Annotated in this window: 1 protein-coding gene; it reads left to right on the top strand. The window is 67.2% G+C overall.

What is annotated here, in order from left to right; all coding sequences use genetic code 11:
• The first annotated feature begins 104 nt into the window (after positions 1 to 104).
• Positions 105 to 1,508 carry an AI-2E family transporter gene (locus ABD154_RS10775; RefSeq protein WP_344251259.1) on the top strand — a complete coding sequence of 468 codons (1,404 nt, stop codon included), beginning with the start codon at positions 105 to 107 and terminating at the stop codon, positions 1,506 to 1,508.
• Positions 1,509 to 1,587 lie beyond the last annotated feature (79 nt).

The following is a 1,587-nucleotide window of genomic DNA, read 5'->3' as shown; positions in this document are numbered from 1 at the left end:
GTCATGGTGGCGGCGGCGTAGAAGATGCGCTTTCTCACAAAGAATCCCTTCCTGTGCTGTCATCATTCCACCTCACAGCCATGCTCAACAACTATTGTTGGAGCATGTCAGACAACGAGAACACCGAATCCCGATTCCGGTTGAAGGGGGCATGGAACTCCGCCCGCGGAGATCGCAGCCGCTCTCGCCGGAGCAATGACGACGAAGCGGTGCGCGCCGGTGACGTCAGCGCCACCGACGTCGCGCACGCCCGCCTCGACGCCGATTCCGAACCGTACGTCTCCCCGGGCCTGCGAGTCGCCGCCGCGTGGTCATGGCGCTCGATCGTCGTCCTCGTCGGCATCGGCGTGGCCTTCTGGCTGCTGTCGAAGGTCTGGGACGTCCTCCTGCCCGTGCTCATCGCGCTGCTGCTGGCGGCACTGCTCGGTCCGCTCACCGATTGGCTCGCGAAGCGGATGCCGCGCGGTCTCGCCGCCGCCATCTCCTTCGTCGGCTTCATCGTCGTCGTCGTCGGGCTCTTCACCCTCGTCGGACAGCAGATCTACTCCGGCATGCCCGACCTCATCGATCAGGTCATCACCGGGTTCTCGAGCATCAGCGACTGGCTCGCGCACAATCCGTTCGGCATCGACTCGGGAACGATCTCGACCTACATCGACGACGCGGTCCAGTCGGCGACCCAGTTCCTCCAGAACAACGGCTCGCAGCTGCTCGGCGGAGCGGTCCAGGCGACCACCTCGGTGGGGTCGTTCCTCGCCGGTCTCCTCATGACCCTGTTCGCGACGTTCTTCTTCCTCTACGACGGCAAGCGCATCTTCGGGTGGGTCGCGAACCTCCTCCCGATCCCCGCGCAGCCGGTCGCGATCGGCGCCGCCCGTCGCGGGTGGACGACGCTGACGCAGTACGTGCGGGTGCAGATCCTCGTCGCCGCTGTCGACGCGATCGGCATCGGCATCGGTGCCGCGATCCTCGGCGTGCCGCTCGTCATCCCGATGACGCTGCTCGTCTTCCTCTCCTCGTTCGTCCCGATCGTCGGTGCCGTCGCCTCGGGCATCGTCGCCGTCGTCGTCGCGCTCGTGTCGAACGGGCTCGTCTCAGCGATCATCATGCTCGCCGTCGTCATCGGCGTCCAGCAGCTCGAAGGCCATGTCCTCCAGCCGTTCCTCATGGGCAAGGCCGTCTCCGTCCACCCACTCGCCGTCGTCCTCGCCGTGGCCGCCGGCGGCTTCCTCTTCGGCATCGTCGGCGCCCTCTTCGCGGTTCCGCTCGTCGCCGTGCTCAACACTGTCGTCAGCTACATCGTCCACGCCAACGGTCCACGGGGAGGTGCCGCACCCCCGGAGGAGAGACCGGACACCGCCGAGGCGGACGCCGTGCTCGACTCCGCACAGTCCAAGGTCGAGGCGGCCGAGGCCAAGAGTGCGGCTGAGGGCCGTGACACGGCAGAGCCCGAGGATCTGCCATCGAGCAACAGCAGCGAGACCGGCCGCGACGATCCACAGCGCTGAGTCCGCCCGGTGCTGAGCGGCGTCGACCGCTCAGCACCGTGTCCTCGCGCGAGGTCCTGACGCAGACAGACCGGTGGCC

Source organism: Brevibacterium sanguinis (assembly GCF_039528855.1).
GTDB lineage: Bacteria > Actinomycetota > Actinomycetes > Actinomycetales > Brevibacteriaceae > Brevibacterium > Brevibacterium sanguinis.
This window is presented reverse-complemented; position numbering and strand designations above follow the sequence as displayed.

Bases quoted from the DNA above. Each gene is read 5' to 3' on its own strand.
- ABD154_RS10775 (WP_344251259.1), top strand. From the start codon at position 105: ATGTCAGACAACGAGAACACCGAATCCCGATTCCGGTTGAAGGGGGCA.